The sequence below is a fragment of the Micavibrio sp. TMED2 genome (assembly GCA_002168225.1).
In the GTDB taxonomy this organism is placed as follows: Bacteria; Pseudomonadota; Alphaproteobacteria; order TMED2; family TMED2; genus TMED2.
Map to the genome: position 1 here is coordinate 588671 of NHBH01000009.1, position 18633 is coordinate 607303.

Genomic DNA, 18633 nt, shown 5'->3' on the forward strand with positions numbered 1-18633 from the left:
GCCTTTGCTCAAGCCTTTTACTTTCTGTTCCGGATGCTTGGCCTGTCATTCCAGGTAAAGCTGAAGCTGCGAGTTTGCGCCGGTTCCAGCCTTCTCTGCAATGACTTGCTGTGGTCTTTGATCTGCTCCGGTGGATGGAAAGCCGACCGCGCCCGTGGTGGAGGTCGTGATGGGGAGGGCGCGGCCGGTTCCGGTTCGGTTGCTTAGTTTGACGCGGCCTTGTCGACGAAAGGCTTCACAAACTGACGGTCGATCAGGGCGTTCACATTGGCCGCAACATCGACACCTTCTTCAATGATGCCTGCGTTTTGCAGGGCAACACCGGCAGCGGTGATGTGTTGCGCGTGAATGTCGCCGATGAACGGATTGCTCAGATCGGTGCGCTCAATCTGACGCTCGGCAACTTCCGGCTCGAGGCGGGCAGCCTTCGCCAGGGTGTCACGCAGAACGGTCGGGTTATCGAGCGCGTATTGACGGGCTTCTTCATAGATTTTCAGCACGCGGTTGACGATGTCTGGATGAGCCTCGGCAAAGGCGGTTCGGGTGTTGAGGAAGCCATAGGTGTTGAGGTCCGGGTCGCGGAAGAACAGGCGAACGCCATCCTTCAGCTCTTGGGCAGCCATCATCGGGTCAAGACCGGCCCAGGCATCAACCTGTCCACGTTTGAGCGCATTGCCGCCATCGGCATGCTGCAGCAGGACCGGTTTGATGTCGCTCTCGCTCAGACCATGATTGGCGAGCGCGCGCAGCAGGAAGATGTAAGGATCGGTACCGCGGGTGACAGCAACGCTCTTGCCCTTCAGGTCCTCGACCGTCTGGATATCGCTGTCCTTGTTGGTGACGAGCGCGGTCCATTCGGGCTTGGAATAGACATAGATCGCGTTGATCGGGCTGCCGTTGATCTTGGCCAACAGGGCGGCGGAACCGGCGGTGGAGGCAAAATCGGCACTGCGTGAGTTCAGGAACTCGATCGCCTTGTTCGAGCCATGGCTTTGGACCCAGCGGATGCTGATGCCATCATCGGCGAACTCTTTCTCGAGCAGTTTCTGGTCCTTGAGGATCAGGCTGACCGGGTTGTAATAGGCCCAGTCGACGGTGATCTGCTTGAGGTCCGCTGCATGGGCGTTATGACCACCGATGGCGGGCAGCAGGGTAGCGGCACCTAGCAGGCCAAGGGCCGCGCGGCGTGAAAAGGTGGTTGCTTTGGTAAGAAGTGACATTGGATGTGGCTCCGTCTCTGATGCGTTTCAAAATTGAGACGGCGGGCCTTTATGCTTTCGACGACTATCCCTCATTCACACTGGCCAATGTTACCAGTTTCAATCGGGAAGCCGTGGTGGGCATAAAAAAACCCGCCACAGCTTAAACCGGGGCGGGATCATCCTCACCCACGCTTTAGCTGCATTTGTTAAGCGCCCAGCAAGCTGTAGCTCAAATCGGCGCTGAAGAAACGTTGGCCCATTTTGATGCGGTGCGTCAAGCGGAAATCGAAAAGATTTTTGTGAAGGATTTGTGACGTTGATACAAACGGCAGTTCCAAAAGGCTTTTCATGTTTTATGGGCAAGCAGGCAGGGCCGTGATAGACTTTACCCATGGTCACCAGAAGCAGTGAAAGCGTGTATGCAACCCGCTCAACATGGAAAAGATCAAAACGGCAGCCGGTTAAGCAACAAGGTTGAGCTGGCCCTTCACCTTGAGGCGCTGACCCGCTGTGGCGGCAACTGCGAGGGCTGTACGCTGACTGCGATCGAGCGCCGGTCCGGCGAGTTGTGGTCTGATGAATATTTCGCGCGTGTTGGCCGTTTCGTACATCGCTACATTGCCGAGCAATATCAACTGCATGACGGTGCCATCGATGAATTGAGTCTGGTGTTCGGCCAAGGCGATTATTTCTCCATCGGTGATGACCGGATTGATCCGTTTATCGCCTGGATGCAGCAGGCCGGGCATGGCCGTGCGGTGACCACCATGACCGCATCGGCCATCGGCAATCATGACCGCCTGAGAAAATCCGTCGATCACTTCTATGATGCAACGCAGAAGTACAACCAGATCCTCGGTGTCAGTCTGGTGTTTGATCCGAAGAAGGTAAAAATCGCCCATTTCGAAGACACATACGGGCGGAATATTGCCTATATCAACTCGGCTTTCGGCGGCATCGATCTGAACCTGAATATCGGCTACGACACGGTGCAGAACATTGCGCCGGACAGCCTCCATGACTTTGCGGCCCGCAATAATATCCGCATGGTCACCATCAACCTGACACCGACCGTGACCTCGATCTTCTCGTTCTACAAGCATTGGGATGAGATCATCGACTGGATCGGTGCCTTCTGCATGGGCTGGCAGGCAAACCGGAATTACCAGATCCACACCACGCCATCGCTCGCCCGTGCAATCGAGGCGGCACCCGACGATTTCGGGGACGTAACGGCGGTCAGGCATCTGATCTCCAGCGTTAGCCAGAAGCTGACCCGTGATGTGCATATCAATGGCGAGGGCGAGATCGGCCATGTGCAGGTGGCAATCGGCGACATGCAGTTGAATGCCCGTACCGGCATCACCCCGACAGCCCATATCGATCTGGCCGACCAGCCGGAACCGCTCCTGCCGCAGATTGACGCCGCCTGTCAGGCTCTGGCGACAACCATGGTGCGCAAACGCCTGATGGATCGGGCCTGTCAGGGCTGTCGCTGGGCTGCGGTTTGTCCGCAGATCGGGGTGCATTCCCTTGAGGCGACAATGAAGGCGCGCAAACTCGATTTCGGTGAGCCCGGCGGTTGTCCGGTTCGGATCAAGGGGATGCTGGATCGTGTCGGGGCATTTATCGAGAGCGACCGCGACCTGATGGCCGATTGCTACGGCAACACACCGCCCCGGGTACAGCTCGGCATGGTGCCGAAGCATTACAAGGACTTCGACCCACTCGATTACGCTGAATCAGAGATCGTGTTCTAACGTTTGCCGGTTTCTGGCTGTTTCCGCCCATAAGTTCGTCCTGTTCGTCCAAAAGGCCGGTTTTCTGCCCCGTCTTATCCTGAGGCGTTCGGTCGCACCCTGTGATGTTTTCCCCAGATCACACCGCAAAAAACCGGGAGAAATCAGCGGTTTTGCCAAAAGCTGCGTTGTCGTTGTGGAAAAAGCGAGCCTGCCATAGAGTGCGTGTCGAAACAGGTGGCATGACTGGCATGGGCCGGTGTGTCGCTGACAAATAACGACGCCGAATGGCTTTGATTTTTTGCGAAGGAAACCCGCCGATGAGCAACGCTCTGACCCTCCATGATGTCCGTGTCTACCCATCCAAGGCCAAGCTGGCGCGGGAGGATCAACTGGCGTGGAAGATGGCCGAGGTTGCTGCTGATCCGGTGGCTCTTGACGACGATGTTATCGACATGATCATCAACCGGATCATCGACAATGCCTCGGTGGCGATTGCCTCGGCCAACCGGCACCCGATCATCTCCGCCCGCGCTCAGGCCGTGGCACACAAGCGCGAGGGCGGTGGGGCGACCCTGTTCGGCGCACCGGCTGACCTGACCGTCCATGCGGAATGGGCGGCATGGGCCAATGGCACGGCGGTTCGTGAGCTGGATTACCACGATACCTTCCTCGCTGCCGATTACTCGCATCCCGGCGACAACATCCCCGGCGTGCTCGCGGTGGCGCAGCAGATGGGCAAGGACGGTAAGGCGCTGTGCCGTGGTATCGCCACCGCCTATGAGCTGCAGGTAGCACTGGTGAAGGGCATCTGCCTGCACAAGCACAAGATCGACCATATCGCCCATATCGGTCCGGCCTGTGCCGCCGGTATCGGCACGCTGCTCGACCTGCCGACCGAGACCATCTATCAGGCGATCCAGCAGGGGCTGCATGTCACCGTCACCACCCGCCAGTCGCGCAAGGGCGAGATTTCAAGCTGGAAGGCATTTGCCCCGGCCCATGCCACCAAGCTGGCGATCGAAGCAGTCGACCGCGTGATGCGCGGTGAGGGCGCACCATCCCCGATCTATGAGGGTGAGGACAGTGTCATTGCCTATGTGCTCGACGGCCCGGATGCGCATTATCAGGTGCCGCTGCCGGCCAAGGGGCAGTCGAAGCGCCAGATTCTCGATACCTATACCAAGGAGCACTCGGCTGAGTATCAGAGCCAGGCGCTAATCGACCTTGCCTTCCGTATGGGCGAGAAGATCGACGATTTCTCCAAGGTCAAGGACGTGCTGCTGCACACCTCGCACCACACCCATTATGTGATCGGCACCGGTGCCAATGATCCGCAGAAGATGGACCCGAAAGCGAGTCGGGAAACCCTTGATCACTCGATCATGTATATCTTCGCGGTCGCCCTGCAGGATGGCAAATGGCACCATGTGGACAGCTATGCACCGGAGCGGGCCAATCGCCCGGATACGGTCGAGCTGTGGCACAAGGTCCGGACCACCGAGGACCCTGAATGGACCCGTCGCTATCACAGCCATGATCCGAACGAAAAAGCCTTCGGTGCCAAGGTCGAGATCACCTTCGAGGATGGCTCGAAGCTGGTTGACGAACTTGGTGTCGCCAATGCCCATCCGTTCGGTGCCCGCCCGTTCAAGCGCGCGCAGTATATCGAGAAGTTCAAGACCCTGACCGACGGCATCATTACACCGGCGGAGAGCGAGCGTTTCCTTGAACTGGTCCAGCGCCTGCCCAATCTGTCAGTAGAGGAAGTACGCCAGCTCAATGTGGTGATGCCTGATGGCGCGCTGCAGGAACCTGCTGCCAATGAAAAGGGCATTTTCTAAGCCGATAAGAGCGAGAGAAGGGAGGGCAGCCATGCTGCACATCAACACAACCCCGGAGCAGCGACGCAAAGCGTTTCGCGACGGGCTGAACAGCGGCAAATTGCTGCGCTTTCCGGGTGCCATCATGCCGGTGGTGGCCATGCAGATCGAACAGATCGGTTTTGACGGGGTCTATATTTCCGGCGGGGTGATGGCGAATGAGCTCGGCTTCCCCGATCTCGGCATCACCACCCTGACCGAAGTGTCGATGAAGGGCTATGCCGTTGCCCGGGCCACCAACCTGCCGACCATCATCGACATCGATACCGGCTTCGGTGAGCCGATGAGCGTGGCCCGCACGATTGTCGAGCTGACCCAGCTCGGCCTCGCCGGTTGCCATATGGAAGACCAGTACATGCCGAAGCGCTGCGGCCATCTGGATAACAAGGAGGTCGTGCCGACCGCCGATATGGTGCGCAAGATCAAGGCCGGTGTGGATGCCAAATCCGATCCGAACTTTGTGCTGATTGCCCGCACCGATGCCCGTGCGGTCGAGGGGCTGGACAAGACCATCGACCGGATCAAGGCCTATGTCGATGCCGGGGCCGATATGATCTTTCCGGAAGCGATGCAGAACGAAAGCGAGTTTGAGGCGATCCGTGAGGCGGTTGATGTGCCGCTGCTGGCCAATATGACCGAGTTCGGCAAGACCAAGCTGCTGAACACCCAGCAACTGACCGATCTCGGTTACAACCTCGTGATCTATCCGGTGACCACACTGCGCCTTGCCATGAAGGCGATCGAGGATGGCCTGACCCAGATCTACAATGAGGGCACGCAGGAGAATGTCGTCCCGATGATGCAGCCGCGCTCACGCCTCTATGAGGTGATCCATTACGAGGATTATAACGAGTTCGACACCGGGATTTTCAACTTCGACCTCGCCAATAATACCGAGGGTAACTGAGGGACGGAAGGGAACGTCAGCGGGTACCCGGTGGTTTTATCAAGATGAAACCGGAACCAGGAGAGCCCGAAATGACTGAAGATCATGGCCCGACAATCAAGGATGATGAGGTTTACGAAGCCCTTCGCGATAAAGGCATGTCAAAGGAGAAGTCGGCCCGCATTGCCAATGCGCAGGCCAATGACCACAGCAACCCTGCCAAACATGGCGGTGCGAGCCCGCCTTATGAGGAGTGGACAAAAGACGAGTTGATGGAACGGGCTGCCGAAATCGGTATCGATGGCCGATCCAGCATGAACAAGGACGAATTGATCGACGCGCTGCGCAATCACTAGATGAGATCATCTCCGGCGCTTCGATCTGATAAAGATAAGAAAACAAGAGAAGCCCAAGGAGAGAGTATCAATGAGTGAAGCAGCAGATATCCGTCGTGGTCTGGAAGGCGTTGTCGCCGATGAAACAGCCATTTCCAAGGTTATGGCCGACACCAATTCCCTGACCTATCGCGGTTATGCGGTGCAGGATTTATGCGCCCACTCGAATTTCGAGGAAACCGCCTATCTGTTGCTCAATGGCGAGTTGCCGAACGAGGCGCAACTGGAAGAGTTCCGCAAGGTTGAGCGCAACAACCGCGAAATCTCTGAAGACCTGATTGCCGTTATTGCCCGGTTTCCGAAGGATGCGCATCCGATGGATACCGTCCGTACCGGTGTCAGCTTCCTCGGGATGGAGGACAAGGATTGCTGGAACCATGATCCGGCAGCCCTGCTGGATAAATCGATCAAGCTGATGGCGCGTATCCCGACGATCATCGCCACCGACTATCGCTTCCGCAAGGGGCTGGAGCGAGTGGAGCCGCGTGCCGATCTCGGCTTTGCCGAAAACTTCTTCCATATGTGTTTTGGCAAGGTACCGGATCAGGCGACCCTGAAGTGCTTTGATATCTCCATGATCCTTTATGCCGAGCATAGCTTCAACGCCTCCACCTTCACCGCCCGGACCATCATTTCATCGCTGTCTGAGATTTATGCGGCGATTACCGGGGCCATCGGTTCATTGAAGGGGCCGCTGCATGGCGGTGCGAATGAGGCCGTTATGCACATGCTGCTCGAAGTCGGTGAGCCGGATAATGCGGAAGCCTGGATGCGTGATGCGCTGGCCAACAAGAAAAAGGTCATGGGCTTCGGCCACCGGGTCTACAAGAACGGCGACAGTCGTGTGCCCACCATGCACAACGCCTTTGTCGAAATGGCCAAGCACAAGCGCGAGCTGAAATGGGTCGAGATCGAGGCGATCCTGTCCCGGATCATGATCGAGGAGAAGGGCATCCACCCGAACCTCGATTACCCTGCGGGTCCATCCTATTATCTGATGGGCTTCGATATCGACATGTTCACGCCGATCTTCGTCATGAGCCGGATAACCGGCTGGACCGCGCATGTGATGGAGCAGCTTGCAAGCAACCGCCTCGTACGTCCGCTGTCCGCCTATAACGGCGTGCCACAGCGTGCGGTGAAGCCGATTGCCGAGCGTTAAGGCGCGGCTGTTTCTGCTATTTCGGTCGTTTCTGCAGTCTGCTTTCTGAATGCCGGTATCAACATGGCGAGCCAGCAGGCGGCCAGTGCCGGTACCAGCACAATACCGGGTGAGAAGTAGAGCGGGTTGATCGCCGGTTGTGCGGTCACATGCACATAGGCGAGCAGCACGATGCGCGCATCAATCGCCCCGCCGATGGCAAGGGTGAGGGCCACCAGCCGCCAGTTGAGTCTACGGATGCGCTCCCGCTTCAGCAGGACAAACAGCGTGCCGAGCACGGCGACGATCAGGGCCAGCCCGGTAACCACGCGTTGGGCATTGGTCAGCCAGCGGGCGATGGTGATGCGCAGGTTGTTGAACTCGTCGCTGCGTGGGCGTTTTGCCTCGGCATTGTTCGGGTTGCTCCATGGCTGGATTGCATGGCCGGTCATATCGGCAAACAGCGAGCGGTTGTTCGGATGACCGCTGGCGGGCAGGGAGCCGAAACGGCTGTCGCGCTGTTTCAGGGTCAGGACGGTACCTTCCCATATTGCGGTCATCAACGGACCGAGCAGTTCCGATTTGAACTTCGGGGTCATGGAGTTTTGCTGCGCGCCGCATTCAAGCGTGCCATCGGCGCAGGCGGCATTGATCTCGGCTGCCAGACGCTCGAAATACAGGCTTGCCTCGGTGGCACTGCTGTAGTGACCGGCATCGGCGGCTGCATCACGGATTGCCCATTGGAACCAGCCGCTGAGGATTTCCTCACAGCCCTCAACCGGGCGGGCATCGCAGCCGACCTGCCCCCAGAACTCACCGACCTTACCCGACATATGCGGGGCCATTTCGGCGGCTGCCGGACTGGCATTGTAGATCAGCTCAAGCTTTGATCGGCTGGCCGGCACCAGCGGTTTTGGCTCGGGATCGCTGACCCGGACAATCGCGCCATAGGCTGCGGCGAAGTCGCGGGTCTGGAAATCATTGATGCGGAAGCTGTCATAGACCCGCCAGTTCAGGGCGCCGATACTGGCAACGCCAATCACCGCAACGATCACAAAGACGCCCGCCTGTGCTGCCTGTCGCCTTGCCTGAGCCAGCAGGACAGGTTTGGTGCGGCCTTGCTCGACCCAGCCGATGACAACGCCTGCAATCATCAGCAAGAGCAGGGATGGGATCAGCCAGATACCTTCCTCACGGGTGACCCAGAAGCTCGCGAATAACAGGCCGAACAAGGCCAGTACCAGCCAATTTCGCCAGCCCTTGCGGGCTGTGGTCAGGAAGCAATGGGCGCCGAGGGCGAGGATGGCGAGGGTCTGGGGCATATAGATGCCCTCGCGGATTACCCGTTGCAGTTCCGGGTGCCAAAGCACCGGACAGAAGGCGATAAGGGCAAAGCTGCCCAGCATGGTCACCCGGCACCCGGCCCGATGGCCGACATAGGCGGCGAGGCCGAAACCGGCTGCCAGATAAGCAATATGCTCGGCCAGCTTCAGCGGGATGCTGACAAGGAAGGCCAGCGCGATGAAGATCGAATAGAACGGCGGCTTTGCATGGGTCAGCCGGTCGTAATGGCCCAGCCAGTCGCCCTTGAGGATTGAACTGGCATGGCGCAGGAACAGCTGGTCGTCATGCCCGGCATCGGTGATGGCCCAGATCGGCGTGCCGTCGCGCAGCCACAGGCTGAGGGCCGCAATCAGGGCGGCATAGAGCCAGAACCGGCGGTCGAGGTGACGCGTGATGTGGCAAAGCATAATGGGGGTCCGGGCAGTCGACAGAGTGCTTTCTGTTAGCGATCTGCCATCCGGCAATCAAGCATTGTCGGCTCCAATCCGATCTGCGACTTGATTTTGATGGCTGAAACAGTAATTTTCCGGCCATGAGCAAACAGACCGACCAGACTGAACAGAACAATACGGAAGCCGAGGTGGATGACCGCCCGATGCTGCGTGCGCCGGATGGTGAAACCAACGTCCTGCTGCATTCATGCTGCGCGCCCTGCGCCGTGGATGTGATGAGCGAAATCACCCGCTCCGGCATCGACTATACGGTGCTGTTCTACAACCCGAATATTCATCCGCAGAAGGAGTATGAGCTCCGCAAGGATGAGAACAAGCGCTTTGCCGACAAAATCGGCGTGCCGTTTGTCGATCTCGATTACGACACCGAAAACTGGTTCGAGCGGGTCAAGGGCATGGAATGGGAGCCGGAGCGCGGTATCCGCTGCACCGCCTGTTTCGATATGCGCTTCGAGCGCTCGGCCCTCTGGGCGGTGGAGCACGGGTTCCGCGTCTTTACCTCATCCCTCGGCATTTCCCGCTGGAAGAACATGACCCAGATTAATGGCTGTGGCGAACGGGCGGCGGCGCGCTACGACAATCTGAAGTACTGGACCTTCAATTGGCGCAAGGGCGGTGGAGCCAACCGCATGATCGAGATGTCCAAGGACGAGCGGTTCTATCAGCAGGAATATTGCGGCTGTGTCTATTCACTGCGCGATACCAACAAGCATCGCATGGCCCAGGGCCGCGAGAAAATCAAACTCGGCGTCAAATTCTATGGTGACGACGAGGAAGCGGAAAACGCCTGATCCTGCGTAAGTGGCGGGTGGCCGACAGGCGCTTTAACCGCTTCTTTATCAAGCTCTGATTTAACAGGGGAACTGTTTCACCATCCCCTTCGAGGAGTCAGAGATGCTTGGTAACTTCAGCATTAAATTTCGGCTGCTGGGCATTGTTGCGATCTTTGTGTCGGGTGTCATCGGACTTCTGGTCCTTATGATGCTGGATTACCGGCACTCTCTCTATGATCAACGCGGTGCTGAGCTCAAAAGTCTGGTCGCATCGGTCATTTCACAGGCAGAAGCCGCCGACAGGGCCGTGGCCGCGGGCAAGCTGACCCTTGATGATGCGCAGGATCAGATAAAGCGTGTGCTCAATCTGGCCCGGTATCGTGGTGGCGAATACTTCTTTGTCATTGACCATGATCACAACATGGTGCTGCACCCGATCAAACCGGAGTTGAACGGCCGCAATCTGGCTGATCTGAAAGATGCCAATGGCGTGATGATCTTCCAGAGCATGACCAGCGTTGTTGCCAAAAGCGGCAGCGGCACGGTGTCCTATCTCTGGCCAAAGGCTGGATCAGATCAGCCGGTGGACAAGGTCTCCTATGTTCAGGATTTCAAGCCATGGGGCTGGATTATCGGCACCGGCGTTTATGTCGATGACCTGTCGGCTACTGTCTGGTCAACCTTCCTGCGCAATCTGGTGGCCTGCCTGTTGTGCCTTGCCGTGGTTGTTGCAACCGTGGTGATGGTCATCCGCTCCATCACCCGTCCGGTCAATGCTCTGTCCGAGACCATGTCAGCAGTAGCCGCCGGTGCCGATACCGGTGCGGATTTCAGTACCCGCCGTGACGAGCTTGGCGCGATGGGCGTTGCCCTCAACCAGTTCCGTAGTGTTCTGGCCGAGCGTGAAAAGCTGTCGGCGGAAACCGAGGCGCGGCATCAGGAAGAGCGTGAGAAGCAGAACCGGATTGCCGAGCTTATTGCTGTATTCCGCGAAACCTCGGAAGACGTGCTGGGCAGCGTTACCGAAACGGTGGTGTCATTGCGTGAGAATATGCAGTCGCTGAATGATGCAACGGATGAAACCGCGACCTGTGCCGCCAGTGCATCGGAAATTTCGGTCAATACTTCGTCGAATGTGCAGACCGTTGCCGCGGCGGCGGAAGAACTGACAACCTCGATCCACGATCTGAACCGGAGCGTCTCAAACACCCAGAAGACCGTGTCCGGGGCGACCCGCAAGGCACAGGATACCAGCGAGAAGGTGGTTAATCTGGCGACATTTGCCAAGCGTATCGGGGATGTCGTTAGCATGATCGCGGAAATTGCCGAGCAGACCAACCTGCTTGCACTCAATGCCACCATCGAGGCGGCGCGTGCCGGTGAAGCCGGTCGAGGCTTTGCCATCGTGGCTTCCGAAGTCAAGTCGCTGGCCCGCCAGACTGCCGAGGCGACCGAGCAGATCAGCGAGCAGGTCACCGCGGTTCAGGAGGCAACTGCGGAAGCAGCAGAGGCCATGTCTGATATCTCCAGCGTCATGGGACAGGTCAATGAAGAGACCGCAACCATGGCAGCGGCGATCGAGCAGCAGAGTGCGGCGACCGCCGAGATCAGCCGCAATGCGCAACAGGCCGCTGACGGTACCGGCAAGGTTGTCAGCAACGGTCAAGTGCTCAACGATGTGGTGCTGAATAACCGCAAGACTGTTGGCAGCCTGCTGGAATCCGCCGATGACGTTGCCAGCAAGAGCAACCATCTGCGCGATGAGGTCAGCCGCTTCCTGTCTGAAGTCAGTGCCGCCTGATCAAATTGTGAAATCATCATGGCAAGGGCGGGCATCCAGTGATGTCCGCCCTTTTTTGCCGTTGCCTATTCAAACATGGCGCGGACATCAACGGTCGAGCGCTCGCCGATCGCGTCAAAATTTGTCTCGATCCATGAGAGCGCCGATTTCCGGCCGAGGTCGAACAGGTGTTCGAGAAAATCAAATTCCGCATTCAGCTTGCTTGAGGCGTTGAGGTCGGCAAAGGCTTCCTCATCATAGATGCGGTGGATCAGCATCTTCTCATAATCATCGCTGCGACTCATGCGGCCCGTCTCGATCAGCCGTGCAACGAAGTCGATGGCTCGAAGTTCCCGCTGCAGGCTGGCATTGAAGGTGATCTCATTGGCCCGGTTATTGATTTCAGTGGCGGTTTTCGGGGTCTCATTTCGCTCGATCGGGTTGATCTGGACGATCAGAATGTCATTGCTCTGGCATTCGGAGAAGAAAGGCCAGAGGGACGGATTGCCCATATAGCCGCCATCCCAGTATGGCACGCCGTCGATCTCCACCGCCTGAAACATCTGCGGCAGACAGGTTGACGCCATCACTTGATCAACATCCAGTTCCTCGCGGGTAAAGACGCGGGCGCGACCTGTATGGACATTCGTGGCTGTAATGAACAGGTTAAAGGCCTGACATTTGCGAACCCGGTCGAAATCGATCATTCCGGCGATCAGATCGCGCAGCGGGTTGATGCCTGTTGGGTTGAAATCATAGGGGGAGGCAACCCGGCTCAGCATGTCGAAGGCAAGGAATGCCGGTGACATGTCCAGATTCCACGACCCGAACAGATAGTCGAACGGGGTGCGCTGGATTGGGCTGAATGCCGCCTGCTCACCTACTTGTCGCCAGAAGTCTCGCAGAGCCTTGCGGGCACCATCCACGCCATCACGCTCGAAACCGTCGGCGAGCACGACCGCATTCATGGCACCGGCGCTTGTGCCACTGATGCCCTCAATGGTGATGCGGCCATCCTCGAGGATGGCATCAAGCACGCCCCAGGTGTAGGCGCCATGGGCGCCGCCACCTTGAAGGGCGAGGTTGATCGTCTTCGCGTTGCGTCGACGTGATTTGGCCATCAGTACTGGGTCCAGCCACCGTCAAGGGTGAGGGCATGACCGGTCATGTTTTCAGCGGTATCAGAGCAGAGATAGATAACCGTCTCGCCGATCTGCTCGACCGTGGTGAACTTCTTGGTCGGTTGGGCGGCGAGCAGAACGTCACGTTTGACCTCTTCCTCGGTAATCCCGCGCGCTTTGGCCGTATCGGGGATTTGCGCCTCAACCAGCGGGGTGAGTACATAGCCGGGGCAGATGGAATTGGCGGTGATGCCGTCCTGGGCCAGTTCGACCGCCATGGTGCGGGTCAGGCCGATCATGCCGTGCTTGGCGGCAACATAGGCGACCTTGAACGGTGAGGCGGTAAGGCCGTGGGCGGATACCAGATTGACGATCCGGCCCCAGCCCTGCTTCTTCATATATGGCACCGCAGCCTTAATGGTGTGGAAGCTGGAGGACAGGTTGATGCCGATGATTGCATCCCATTTGGCATCCGGGAAATCCTCGATCGGTGAGACGTGCTGGATGCCCGCATTGTTGACCAGAATGTCGACCGAACCGAGTTGCTTTTCGGTTTCCTGTACCATGTCGTGAATTTCCGCCGGGGCAAGCATATTAGCACCGTGATAGAGCACGGTAACGCCGGTTTCTTTCTCAAGGTCTGCCCGGGTTTTCTCGATCTCGTCGGCGTCGCCGAGGCCGTTCAGCATGACATTCACGCCAGCCTTGGCGAGTGACGTCGCGATGCCGAGGCCAATACCGCTGGTTGAGCCGGTGACAATGGCGTTCTTGCCGGATAATTCGGTCATGGGAGTGCTCCTGGTATCAATTGTGTGGCCGGTCGGATGAACAGGCGGGCCAATAAGGTAAGGTAGGAAAAGAATTGGCCGAGAGGTCAATTGCTACACTTAGCTAGCTAGTTCGGTTTCAGGCTAAATTCAAGTGATCCCCGCCGCATGGGTTGCCAAGCCGTGTGCCATCGCTACTATGCGCCTCAATCCGGTCAGGCACCAGATGGGGCCGAGCGGCTAGGGGTAAAACGAACTTAAAAAAAATAACCGGGGCAGATATGGCTGATTTTCACCAGAACGGCATTGTGGCGACGCTGCATAAACTGGGGGACCGTTCTCTCGAGGACCTTGAGGCGGAACTGACAGGCTATGCCGAGAACAGCCCGATGGCACTTGTACTGCCCGCGCTGTACTCGGAGTTCGAGACCCCCTCGATGGCCAAAATTGTCGAGGAAATCGCCAAAATTCCTTATCTGAACGAGGTTATTCTCGGTCTCGATATGGCCGATGAAGATCAGTTCAAGCGGGTCAAGGAGATCATGAGCGTTCTGCCGATGAAGGTCCGAATTCTCTGGAATGACGGCCCGCGGATGCTTGAGATCGACCGCCAGCTCAAGGAGAGCCAGCTGGCTCCGACCGAGCGCGGCAAGGGCCGGAATGTCTGGTACTGCTTCGGCTATACGCTGGCGGAGGACAGCTCCAAGGCCATTGCCCTGCATGACTGCGACATTGTTACCTACGACCGCTGGCTGCCGGCACGGCTGTTCTATCCGATCGTGCACCCGCGTTTCGATATCAAGTTCGCCAAGGGCTTTTATGCCCGCATTCACAACAATGCCATGGCCGGACGGGTATTCCGCCTGTTCTTTGATCCGATGATCCGCTCTCTGAAGGCGACGATCGGGCCGACCGACTTCCTTAACTACCTCGGTGTGTTCCGTTATGCCCTGTCGGGCGAGTTTGCCATGCGCCGTGATGTGATCTCGGCCCTGCGCATTCCGAGCGACTGGGGGCTTGAGGTCGGTACCCTGTCCGAGATGTACCACATCCTCTCCACCAACCAGATGTGTCAGGTGGATATTTCCGACTGCTATGACCACAAGCATCAGGACCTGTCGGCCAATGACATGACGCAGGGATTGGCGCGGATGAGCTATGACATCGCCAAATCACTCTATCGCAAGCTGGCGACCCAGGGCGAGGTGATCTCCGGTCCGGTGATCCGCACGATCAAGGCAAACTACTACCGTGCCGCCCTCGATGATGTTGAGAAGTACTATTACAACGCTCGCATCAACGGCCTGAACTTCGACCGGCACAAGGAGGAAGCGGCAATCGAGGTCTTCCTCGAAAGCGTGCTCCATGCCGGTGACGATTTCCTCAATACGCCGATGGAAGCACCGTTCATGCCGAACTGGAACCGCGTCTTCAGCGCCCACCCGGAAATGCGTGAGCAACTGCGTGAGGCGGTTGAGGCGGATAACGCCTGATCTTGATTATTCTGCCGGTTCTGCGTTGTCTGTCGGGCTGTTGAGCGGGTCCGGGTGCGGGCAATCGACGAGTGGCACCAGCCAGATCGCCTGATATGGGCGGAAGGTGATTTCCGTTGCCTGAGGGTCCAGCGTCTCGCCAGTGAGGGCATCGGCCCAAGCGCCGACCTTGGATGGCAGGTGCGGGATGCCGATCGACAACGTCTTGGCATAGGGCGTGACATTGTGCAGGGCCAGCAGATAGCGGGTGTTTTCCGTATCTTCCCGCCAAAATCCAAGGAAATCCGGGCCGAGATCAAGTACGCGCTGGGGCACGTCCGGGTGCAGCACCTTCAGCATGCGCCGGATTTGCAGGCGGCGGCGCAGGGCGTCGAAGACCTGTGATGAGGCATTGGCCGGATTGCGCAGCAGGAAATTCAACTCACCCATATCCCAGCGCCGCCGGTTGATGGCGCGGGTCGTCATGGTCTGCTCTACGCCCACATGGTCGTTCGGTGTGGCGGTGAAAGAGTGGATATAGAAGGCCGGGATGCCCTGCAGTGTCATCGGGATGGTCTGTGACAGCAGAAAGCGCGAGACCTGAAGCGGGTCATTCTCCGACGCCTTGAAGGCATCGAAATAGGTGATGTTCAGCTCATACGGGCTTTCGCTGCCATCGGCATTACGCTTGGTGGTGACATAGGCACCGCGATTGCGCATCTCGTCCAGCATGGTGGCGCGCTCATCCTCGGGAATGATCCCTTCCAGTGGGCGCATGCCGATACCGTCATGGCTGGCGGTAAAATTGAGGAAGGTACAGCCATAGGGCGGTGGTTCCAGCTCTGACAGCCACTCATGCAGATAGCGGGTCGAGCCGGTATGGATGGCATGCAGGATCAGCGGCGGCAGGCTGAACTGATAGATCATCTGCGCTTCGTCACCATTCCCGAAATAGCTGATGTTCTCGTGGTGCGGTACGTTGGTTTCGGTCAGCAGGATGGTCTCGGGTGCCGCGATTTCCAGAATATCGCGGAACAGCTTGATCACTTCATGGGTCTGCTCCAGATGGATGCAGGTGGTGCCGAAGACTTTCCAGAGATAGGCAACGGCATCGAGGCGAATGATGCGCGAGCCCTGATCCACATAGGTCAGCAGGATATCGACGAACTGCATCAGGACTTCCGGATTGCGGAAATCCAGATCAATCTGGTCGTGGCCAAAGGTGGCCCAGACGTTGCGGTAACCGCGCTTGGTATAGACCTCGAAGGTCAGCGGGGTTCGGCGCGGGCGCACCACGTTGGCGATGTTGTCTTTCTCGCCGACCTCGACGAAATAGCTGTTGCCCGGCGGAATATCAGCGAGATATTCGGCAAACCAGAGCGAGCGGCTGGAGGCATGGTTGAGCACCAGATCGAACATCAGGTCGAAGCGTTCACGCAAGCGGTGAATATCGCTCCAGTCACCCAGATTGCGGCTGACGGCGTAATAATCGATGACCGCAAACCCGCCATCCGATGACGCCGGGTAGAATGGCAGGATATGCACCGTCGAGATGCTGTCGGTGAGGTATTCGGTGCAGAAGCGGTCTAGGGTGCGTAACGGTGCCTCACCGGGGTAGTTCAGGCTGTCGCCATAGGCGATCAGCATCGTGTCTGTCTCATCCCACTGGCCATGATGCTTGGGCTTCTCACCCATCGCCAGATCTTCCGGAGCGCCCGGATGACGGCAGATACGGTCAATGATCTTCTGGGTCAGTCGCTCGGCAATCTCGTCGCCATAGAGCCCCTGCAGGCGACCGGTGATCCGTTTGCGAATGCCGGGCAGGCGCTCGGGATCGAGCCGGTGCAACGGCGCTTCCTGCACCGGTTCAGTGGTTGGCTGTTCGGTTTCTTGAGTGTCGCTGGCGGCCATGGATAATGATTTCTGATGCGGCTGAACGGCTTAACAAACCTCTAGTTTGCCAAGGCTGGGACAATGCGCCATCAAAAATTGCAAGTGCGCGTATGTATTTTGTCAGGCGGTGCCTATTGGGCAATCTCCGAACCAATCGGACGATAACCGGATGCGGTCATCAGCTTGTGCACTTCGGCATGCAGGGTCTCGGCATCCATATCGACAAAGCGCTGACCGCCGAGGCGGGCAATCTCTGCCTTGATCCGGGCAACGAATTTCGGCAGGCGGCGGTGACGGAGCTGCTTCAGGTCACAGCCGAACCGGTCACCCCAGCCCTCTACCAGCCGCCGGGTTTTGGCGCGGCGGCGGCGGTCCAGAATGAAACCTATGACAAAGCCGCAGAGTATGCCGAGCGAGCCTTCGAGTGGCACCTTTGACCAATCGAACTCCTTGATGCCGCTGATGATTGCCGTACCGATGGTGCTGACGAGCAGGATACCGCCAAGGATCAGGCAGATATTCATGATCCGGTCAAAACGCCGTGCATCATACATGCGTGCGACATTGTTATCGATGTCCACGAGACCGCTGTAGAATTCCAGCAGGGGCAACAGGCTCAGTTCTTCCCGGCTGATCGTATCGCCGGAAGGCGCATAGGGTTTGTCGAGCAAGGCAAAGTCGAGATCGCGCCATTCCTGAATGGTGATCTCGTCGAGGCCGGGGCGGCTGTAGGGATCGGCGATGGGCACCAGCCGATGGGTCAGAGGGCTGTCTTCCTGCTCCCCGGCGACGGCCTTGCGGAGCAGGTCAAGCGCATTGGCAGAGGCAGCGGCCCAGTCAGACTCGGTTATCTGCCAGCCGATATCACTGCTGTAGGTCGGGTCGTCCTGAGTGCGGATTTCAATGGCAAGACGGTTGATTGTGGTTCGGTAAAGAGCAGCGGCGCTGCTCAGCACCGGCATATTGCTGTCGGTTATGATGTTTGATCCATCGGGCAATATCATCGTCCCCCAGACGCTGCCGATCCGAAATCCCAACCTCTATTAATCTAACATTTAGGTTCTTCAGGCAAGGTTGCAGCATGACGCCGACGGGCAGAACGCCCGGGCGAGGATCAAGTGCAAGAAAAGCGAGAAGGCAATGTCCGGCGACCATAGAGAAGAAAACTCACCAGCCTTGCAGCATGTGGACATGGTGACGAGGCAGATTGAAATGTCGGCGAAAGAGCTGATCGGTTATGTTGCGCGGCTCGACCGCCTTGAGCGCAAAATGATGGCGCATTCGACCAAGACCAGCACCCGGCTGGTCGCGATCACCCGTCGTGCCGATGCGGTCATCGACGCACTGGAACAGCGCTCCGGTTCTCTGGGCGCGCTCTGTGATGAGATCGGCCTGCGCAATGCCGAGGCCAGCAGTCCCGATATTGATCCGGTCGGATATGATGATGGCGATGATCTGATCGCCGATATCGATGAGGCAGCTCGTGTACTCAGCGCTCTGGCGGACAGGCTGGCCCTGCTGGGTGGTGCGTCCGATGGCGGTGAGGAAGATCGCGAACTTGGCAATGTGCTCGGCAAATTGCGCTCCGGCATGCAGGCTCTGAATGCGGTAATCGGTGCGGATCGCGCCGCATAACCGGTTTGTGACGCTATGTAAGGGATAAACCCCGGTATCTGTGGTTTTCCTGATAAATCACTGGAAAGGCAGCCTGTTTCAGGGCTGCCTTTTGCTTTACAGTCCTGTCGGCAGACGGTTAGGTTTATTGATTGCTTGACGACAGGGGGC

The 18633-nt window shown here is 58.0% G+C and carries 15 protein-coding genes; 9 read left to right on the forward strand and 6 right to left on the reverse strand.

The annotated features are described in order from the left end of the window. Positions 1-203 precede the first annotated feature (203 nt). Positions 204-1220 (reverse strand): sulfonate ABC transporter substrate-binding protein, encoded by a 1017-nt coding sequence (locus CBB62_14420; GenBank protein OUT39557.1) that lies wholly within the window; start codon positions 1218-1220, stop codon positions 204-206. Positions 1221-1621: 401 nt separating this feature from the next. Here CBB62_14420 and CBB62_14425 point away from each other — a divergent pair, with 401 nt between their 5' ends. The 5 genes from CBB62_14425 to CBB62_14445 all read left to right on the forward strand — a co-directional run bounded on the left by CBB62_14425 (position 1622) and on the right by CBB62_14445 (position 7267). Then, positions 1622-2962, forward strand: a complete 1341-nt coding sequence (locus CBB62_14425; protein OUT39558.1) for a hypothetical protein — start codon at positions 1622-1624, stop codon at positions 2960-2962. A 311-nt stretch (positions 2963-3273) separates the two neighbouring features. Then, the gene (locus CBB62_14430) at positions 3274-4785 is read left to right on the forward strand and encodes a 2-methylcitrate dehydratase (protein OUT39840.1); all 1512 of its coding nucleotides are present in this window, start codon (positions 3274-3276) and stop codon (positions 4783-4785) included. Positions 4786-4816: 31 nt separating this feature from the next. Then, the gene (locus CBB62_14435; GenBank protein ID OUT39559.1) at positions 4817-5731 is read left to right on the forward strand and encodes a methylisocitrate lyase; all 915 of its coding nucleotides are present in this window, start codon (positions 4817-4819) and stop codon (positions 5729-5731) included. 71 nt (positions 5732-5802) lie between these two features. Then, complete coding sequence (locus CBB62_14440; GenBank protein ID OUT39560.1) at positions 5803-6066, forward strand: Rho termination factor; 264 nt, start codon at positions 5803-5805, stop codon at positions 6064-6066. 70 nt (positions 6067-6136) lie between these two features. Next, complete coding sequence (locus CBB62_14445; GenBank protein OUT39561.1) at positions 6137-7267, forward strand: 2-methylcitrate synthase; 1131 nt, start codon at positions 6137-6139, stop codon at positions 7265-7267. On the opposite strand, the gene CBB62_14450 is transcribed toward CBB62_14445, so the two are convergent. Beyond that, positions 7264-8997, reverse strand: a complete 1734-nt coding sequence (locus tag CBB62_14450) for a hypothetical protein (GenBank protein OUT39562.1) — start codon at positions 8995-8997, stop codon at positions 7264-7266. The genes CBB62_14445 and CBB62_14450 overlap by 4 nt on opposite strands. Before the next feature lie 125 nt (positions 8998-9122). Here CBB62_14450 and CBB62_14455 point away from each other — a divergent pair, with 125 nt between their 5' ends. Together CBB62_14455 and CBB62_14460 are read left to right on the forward strand one after the other, a co-directional pair. Beyond that, entirely contained in the window at positions 9123-9833 is a 711-nt protein-coding gene (locus CBB62_14455; GenBank protein OUT39563.1) for a hypothetical protein, read from the forward strand. Positions 9834-9936: 103 nt separating this feature from the next. Continuing rightward, the gene (locus CBB62_14460; protein OUT39564.1) at positions 9937-11616 is read left to right on the forward strand and encodes a hypothetical protein; all 1680 of its coding nucleotides are present in this window, start codon (positions 9937-9939) and stop codon (positions 11614-11616) included. A gap of 65 nt (positions 11617-11681) precedes the next feature. Here the strand turns inward: CBB62_14460 and CBB62_14465 are convergent, their stop codons facing one another. Then, entirely contained in the window at positions 11682-12716 is a 1035-nt protein-coding gene (locus tag CBB62_14465; protein OUT39565.1) for a patatin, read from the reverse strand. Then, a complete protein-coding gene (locus CBB62_14470; protein OUT39566.1) occupies positions 12716-13504 on the reverse strand; it encodes a 3-hydroxybutyrate dehydrogenase in 789 nt (262 codons plus the stop codon). Before CBB62_14470 ends, CBB62_14465 begins: the two co-directional genes overlap by 1 nt. Positions 13505-13764: 260 nt before the next feature. Between CBB62_14470 and CBB62_14475 the strand changes: the two genes are divergently transcribed. Then, positions 13765-14976 carry a glycosyl transferase gene (locus tag CBB62_14475; protein ID OUT39567.1) on the forward strand — a complete coding sequence of 404 codons (1212 nt, stop codon included), beginning with the start codon at positions 13765-13767 and terminating at the stop codon, positions 14974-14976. Between the two features lie 6 nt (positions 14977-14982). Here CBB62_14475 and CBB62_14480 read toward each other — a convergent pair whose 3' ends face one another. Together CBB62_14480 and CBB62_14485 are read right to left on the reverse strand one after the other, a co-directional pair. After that, positions 14983-16866, reverse strand: coding sequence for a hypothetical protein (locus CBB62_14480; GenBank protein OUT39568.1), 1884 nt, complete (start codon positions 16864-16866; stop codon positions 14983-14985). Positions 16867-16979: 113 nt separating this feature from the next. After that, a complete protein-coding gene (locus CBB62_14485) occupies positions 16980-17852 on the reverse strand; it encodes a hypothetical protein (GenBank protein ID OUT39569.1) in 873 nt (290 codons plus the stop codon). 136 nt (positions 17853-17988) lie between these two features. Here CBB62_14485 and CBB62_14490 point away from each other — a divergent pair, with 136 nt between their 5' ends. Further along, complete coding sequence (locus CBB62_14490) at positions 17989-18483, forward strand: hypothetical protein (protein OUT39570.1); 495 nt, start codon at positions 17989-17991, stop codon at positions 18481-18483. Positions 18484-18633: the final 150 nt, after the last annotated feature.